Source organism: Deferribacterota bacterium (genome assembly GCA_034189185.1).
GTDB lineage: Bacteria > Chrysiogenota > Deferribacteres > Deferribacterales > UBA228 > UBA228.
Window position 1 is genome coordinate 1 of the sequence record JAXHVM010000107.1, and the last position, 6,237, is coordinate 6,237.

The 6,237-nt window shown below is 28.8% G+C and carries 7 protein-coding genes; 6 read left to right on the forward strand and 1 reads right to left on the reverse strand.

Going from position 1 to position 6,237, the window contains the following annotated elements:
* From SVN78_07565 to SVN78_07590, 6 genes are all read left to right on the forward strand, one after another.
* Positions 1 to 742: DUF2232 domain-containing protein (locus tag SVN78_07565; GenBank protein ID MDY6821460.1), on the forward strand; the 742-nt coding region annotated here is incomplete at its 5' end.
* The gene (locus SVN78_07570; GenBank protein MDY6821461.1) at positions 732 to 1,604 is read left to right on the forward strand and encodes a cation diffusion facilitator family transporter; all 873 of its coding nucleotides are present in this window, start codon (positions 732 to 734) and stop codon (positions 1,602 to 1,604) included. The genes SVN78_07565 and SVN78_07570, both read left to right, overlap by 11 nt.
* A 13-nt stretch (positions 1,605 to 1,617) precedes the next feature.
* Entirely contained in the window at positions 1,618 to 2,841 is a 1,224-nt protein-coding gene (locus SVN78_07575; protein MDY6821462.1) for an LL-diaminopimelate aminotransferase, read from the forward strand.
* The gene (gene fmt / locus SVN78_07580) at positions 2,842 to 3,771 is read left to right on the forward strand and encodes a methionyl-tRNA formyltransferase (protein MDY6821463.1); all 930 of its coding nucleotides are present in this window, start codon (positions 2,842 to 2,844) and stop codon (positions 3,769 to 3,771) included.
* An 81-nt stretch (positions 3,772 to 3,852) separates the two neighbouring features.
* Positions 3,853 to 4,713 (forward strand): zinc metalloprotease HtpX, encoded by an 861-nt coding sequence (htpX, locus tag SVN78_07585; GenBank protein ID MDY6821464.1) that lies wholly within the window; start codon positions 3,853 to 3,855, stop codon positions 4,711 to 4,713.
* 63 nt (positions 4,714 to 4,776) lie between these two features.
* Positions 4,777 to 6,027, forward strand: coding sequence for a radical SAM protein (locus SVN78_07590; protein MDY6821465.1), 1,251 nt, complete (start codon positions 4,777 to 4,779; stop codon positions 6,025 to 6,027).
* A 1-nt stretch (position 6,028) separates the two neighbouring features.
* Here SVN78_07590 and SVN78_07595 read toward each other — a convergent pair.
* Positions 6,029 to 6,237: ribulose-phosphate 3-epimerase (locus SVN78_07595; protein ID MDY6821466.1), on the reverse strand; the 209-nt coding region annotated here is incomplete at its 5' end.

Here is a 6,237-nt window from a genome sequence, read left to right on the forward strand (position 1 = left end):
AGTTTTTCTTACTATTAATATATCATATATACTAACAATAATATATATAGCACTACTTATTTATATATATTTTAAAGAAACAAATTTAGAAACTATAAAAAATTCTACTGAAAATACAAGATTTATAGATAAAATAATAATAAAAAAAGGCAAGAACCCAATCTCCCTTTCTTTTTTGCCAATATTAATATTTATCACCATATACCTCTACTTATTTGGTTTTGATGAGAAAATTATTAGCGAAGCAAACACAATAATTAAAAAAATAAATGACCTTGTAAAAGATAAAACAAACTATGACACTTTTATGATTAATATTGAAAATGTTAGATTCCTTGTTAATTTACTGCCTTCATTTATCTCAAGTTATGCAATCCTAATCTCATACACAACAATTCAATTAATTGCTAAAAAAAATAATCATTTTTTGTTCTTTAAGATCCCTGACACCTATATTCCAATATTTATCATCCTTGGTTTTTGCATTGTAATAAATAACAATTTATTTAAATTAATTTCTGTCAATAGTCTTATTATATTCTCTACACTCTTTTTTCTACAAGGTTTTGACATCTTAAATTATATTCTAAATACATGGATTAAAAGACCAATTTTTAAAATTTTTATTTATGTATTAATATTTACACAACTACCTCTAATCATATTACTCACACTCTTTGGTATATTTGATAATTGGTTTAATTTTACAAACTATATAGATAAGAAAATAAATGGAAAATAATAACAGATGGAAACCCCTAAAATACTCCTTATTTTTATCAACTTTTTTATCATTATTGAAAATTATAGTAGGCTTACTAATAAATTCTTTAGCAATAATTGCTTCTGCAGTTGATAATATAATGGATATCATTAGCTCCACTTTTAACATGCTGGCCTTAAAAAAATCTGATGAGCCCCCCGATTCAAACCATAAATATGGACATTCCAAATTTGAACCTTTAGCTACCTATACTCAAGCATTGATACTAATTGCAACATCTCTATTTATCTTCTACAGAGCCATTGTTAAGATATATAGGGATCAACCAGTAAAAGAGATAAATGTTGGGGTTATAGTCATGTTAATCTCACTAATCTCAACATTATTCTTGATTATCTACTTAAACAAAAAAGCAAAAGAATATAATTCTAATCTTTTAAAGGCAGAAACCTTACACTATAAAACTGATGTATTCACAAATATAGGCATAATAATTACCTTAATTGCTATAAACTTTTGGGATATCTATTTTTTAGATCCAATAATTTCACTGGCTATTACCATATATATACTCTATGAGGCAATAAAACTACTACTTGAAAGTGTAAAAGAATTAACAGACTCAGAAGTTCCCTTTAATATTGAAGAATCAATAAATAGTATAATTAATGAGAAATTTTATAATGAGGTAGCAAATTTTCATAACCTTAGAACAAGAAAAGCAGGAAATAAGATTTTCATTGACATGCACATTACTTTAAATAATAATCCAACAATAACAAAGGCGCATAAAATAGTAAACTCTATTGAGGATAAGATTAAGGGTAAATATAAAAATGCTGATGTAACTATACATATTGAGCCATCAAATAAAGATTAAAGGAGTCTGTATTATGTTTGGAAATGAATATTTAATAGCAGATAGGCTTGGAGGAACCTCCTTTGGTAAAGAGGATACAATTTATAAATTTGAAAAGATTAAAAGGGCTAAAAGGGATGCCATAAAGGCCAATCCTGATAAAGAACTAATTGATCTTGGAGTTGGAGAACCTGATGAGAAAGCACCTGATGAAATAATAGAAGTACTCTATAAAGAAGCAAAAGATAAAGCTAATAGATTCTATGCAGATAATGGTATAGAGGAATTTAAGCAAGCCTGTGCAAAATATATGGATAATAGATTTGGTATTAAAGTTGATAGCAATAAAGAGGTCAACCACGCAATTGGTGCAAAATCAGCACTGTCAATGATACCTTTTATTTTTATAAACCCAGGAGATATAACAATAACCACAGTGCCTGGTTATCCTGTAATTGGAACACTCACAAAATATCTTGGTGGAGAGATATATAAATTGCCTCTCTTAAAAGAGAACAATTTCTTACCAGACCTAGAGTCAATACCAGAAGATATTTTAAGAAAAGCTAAATTGCTATATCTAAATTATCCAAACAACCCAACAGGGGCTATTGCTGAAAAAAACTTCATTAGAAAAGCTGTAGAATTTGCAGAAAAATATAATATTTTTATAATACATGATGCTGCATACATTGAATTAACATATACAGATAAACAAGAGTCCTTTCTCTCAGTAGAAAATGCAAAAAAACATGTTTTAGAGATTCATTCCCTTTCAAAATCATTCAATATGACGGGTTGGAGGATAGCTTTTGTTTGCGGGAATGAGTATATAGTTAAAGCTTTTGCAGCTGTAAAAGATAATATGGATTCCGGTCAATTTATACCTATTCAAAAAGCTGCAAGCTATGCCTTAGAACACCTTGAATATATTGAAAAAAATAGAAATAGATACAAAAGAAGACTTACAAAACTAACAGAGAAACTAAGGAATATTGGCTTTTATGTTAACGAGCCAAAAGGAACCTTTTATCTTTACTTCGAAATTCCTAAAGGGATAAAAAATGGACCTACCTTTAAAACAGCTGAGGATTTTTGCGAATTTCTAATAAGAGAGAAAATGATATCATCTGTTCCATGGGATGATGCTGGACATTTCATTAGATTTTGTGTAGCCTTTGAAGCCTCCCGCAAACAAGAAGATAATATTATAGACGAAATAGAAAAACGATTGAGAAGTGAAGAATATTTATTTTAAATGGATATTGTTTTTTTTGGAACCCCTGAAATAGCTCTACCATCATTAGAAAAACTACACAACAGATATAATGTAAGATTAATTGTCTGCAAAATTGATAAACCAAAGAATAGAGGACACAAATATGTATACGCCCCTACAAAGGAATTTGCAATAAAACACAAAATAGAAGTTTTCCAACCAAAAAGCCTTAAAAACAATATTGAGGCCATAGAAATAATAAAGACAATTAAGCCTGATTTTTTAGTAGTTGTAGCTTATGGCCTAATAATACCAAAAGAAATACTAAAAATACCAAAGAAAGCTCCTATAAATGTGCATTTTTCACTTTTACCAAAATATAGGGGAGCTGCACCTGTAAATTGGGCTATAATAAATGGAGAGAAATACACTGGCGTTACAACAATGTTAATGAATGAGAAATTAGATGCAGGCGATATTTTGCTGCAAGATTATACAACCATAGATAAAAAAGATGCCCAACAATTAAATAGTGAATTATCTATAATGGGTTCTAATCTGCTTATAAAAACTTTAGACAATTTTAATAGAATTAAACCAAAAAAACAAAATGAAGAAAGAGTGAACTTTGCTCCAATGCTAAAAAAAGAGGACGGTATAATTAACTGGAGTGAGAGCGCTAAAAGAATAGAATGCAGGATAAGGGGTTTAATCCCCTGGCCTACAGCTTACTCATTTCTTAATAAAAAAAGAATAAAATTTTATAAAGCACATGTTAAACGTGATAACCACCATGAAAATGGGTTTAAAGTAGGCCAAATTATGATGATAACCAAAGATAATATATATATTAAAACAGGTAAAGATATATTGGTAGTTGATGAATTACAGTTAGAAGGTAAAAAAAGAATGAAGGCAGGTGAATTTATTAGGGGAAGTCAAATAAAAATAGGTGATATATTCAAATAACATACACTAACGATATTAAAAATATTGATATTTTATACAAAAAGTTTATTATTTATAAAAAAATAAAAAGGTGAATCTAATATGAACATAAATACTTTAAAAACAGCTTTCTTTTTAACAATATTGACAGTTCTGTTTATTTTTATTGGTGGTCTTATTGGTGGCAAGACTGGCATGATTATTGCGTTTGTATTTGCCCTACTTATGAATCTATTCTCTTATTGGTTTTCAGACTCTATTGTTCTTAAAATGTATAGAGCTAAAGAAGTAGATGAGGCAAGTGCTCCAGATTTATATAGAATTGTAAGAAGGCTTACAACAAAGGCAAACCTGCCAATGCCCAAGGTCTATATTATCAACAATTCAACTCCAAATGCCTTTGCAACTGGAAGAAATCCAAAGCATGCTGCTGTTGCAGTAACTTCTGGAATATTACAATTACTAAATGAAAGAGAATTAGAAGGCGTATTAGGACATGAGCTAGCACATGTAAAGAATAGAGATATATTAATTGGATCTATTGCTGCAACTGTTGCTGGCGCAATAATGATGCTTGCTGATATGGCAAGGTGGTCTGCTATATTTGGAGGTTTTGGTGGTGATGATGACAATAATAATCCAATGGGTTTTATAGTTTTATTACTAGTTTCAATTCTTGCCCCTATTGCTGCTATGCTTGTTCAAATGGCTATTTCAAGATCTAGGGAATATTTAGCTGATTCAAAAGGTGCATATTTTTCTGGTGACCCAACTGCACTTGCATCGGCATTAAGAAAAATATCCGGTGGTGTAGCTGCAAAACCAATGAAAGCCAATCCAGCAACATCACATATGTTTATTATAAACCCTCTTAGTGGTAAAAATATAATGACACTATTTTCTACCCATCCACCTGTTGAAGAGAGGATAAAGAGACTTGAAGCAATGGCAAGAGGCGTTTAATTATATTATAATTTATTTTAATTTATTTTATATTTATTTAAAATATTTAAATGACATTTCACAATGGTTGATGTTAAATTATTACAATCAGTAGCGCGTTTATCAAGATTTGTTGATTTTCGTTATAAAACAGTAGATAAAGGTCTGCCAATTACTAGTTTTAATAACAACACATTATACATACATATCCCCTTCTGTAAAAATCTTTGTAACTACTGTTTTTTTCATAAGTTCAAATATCAAGAGGATACAATAAAGCTATATTATAAATATTTACTTAAAGAAATTGAGCTATTGGCAGAAAAAGGTTTTACCATCTCTGATGTCTATATAGGGGGTGGCACTCCTACATTATACATTGATGGCATTGTTAGTTTAATAAACAAATTAAAAAAATATAACAACATTAGCTCAATATCTATTGAAAGTGACCCCTATACATTAAACAACCAAATGCTACAAAGACTTAAAGAAAATGGGGTTGACAGATTATCCGTTGGAATTCAATCTTTTGATCAAAATATAACACAAAACCTAGGAAGAAAGGGTAGCACAAGTACAGATGATTTGATAGACATATTGATAGATGCAAGCCACAAAATAAAAACATTTAATCTAGACCTTCTCTTTAATTTACCAGGTCAAGATATATATGATATTGAGAAAGAATTAAATTATATTAAAATTATTAATCCTCACCAAGTTACATATTACCCATTAATGAATCATACGATTAAGCTATTTGATGAATTTAAGACAAACAAAAAAGAAAAAAGCCTCTATGAATATATTAAATATAGTTTACAAAAACATTATATTATGAGCTCAGTGTGGTCCTATACTAAAAAAAACATAAATTTAGTGGATGAGTATATAAGCGAAACCCCTTCTTTTATATGTGCCGGATGTGGATCCTTTGGTTACATTAACGGCATCCTTTATGCTAATTCATTTAATTTAAAAAAATATTTCAATCTAATTGAATCAAATGATTTGCCCTATGTGGCCTATAAAAAACTAAATACATTTCAAGAAATTATGTATTTATTGACGCTAAAACTATATAAAACAAAATTCAACAAAAATTCCTTTTTAGATGATTGTAAAAATATTTCAGAGAGATATCAATCTATCTCCAAGATATACCCATCCATATTGTTAGAATTTCTCAAAAAAATTAAAATCTTAAGAGAATTTGAAAATAATTATTTAACACTTACTAATAAAGGATACTATTTCACCCTTAATCTAATGAAGCACTTCTATATTAATATAAATACATTAAGAAAATTTTGTATTGATAATTATTTGTAAACTATCTAACCCTTAATTTTTCTATTTGCTTCTTATATTCGTTACCAGAAAAAATAAAACTACCTGCTACAACTACATTACAGCCACAAGAGACAACATGTTCAACATTATTAGCATTAATACCACCGTCAACCTCTATATATATTTTCTTATCTCCAATAATATCGCCTACCTCTTGAATCTTATTCAATGAGTAATTAATAAATTTTT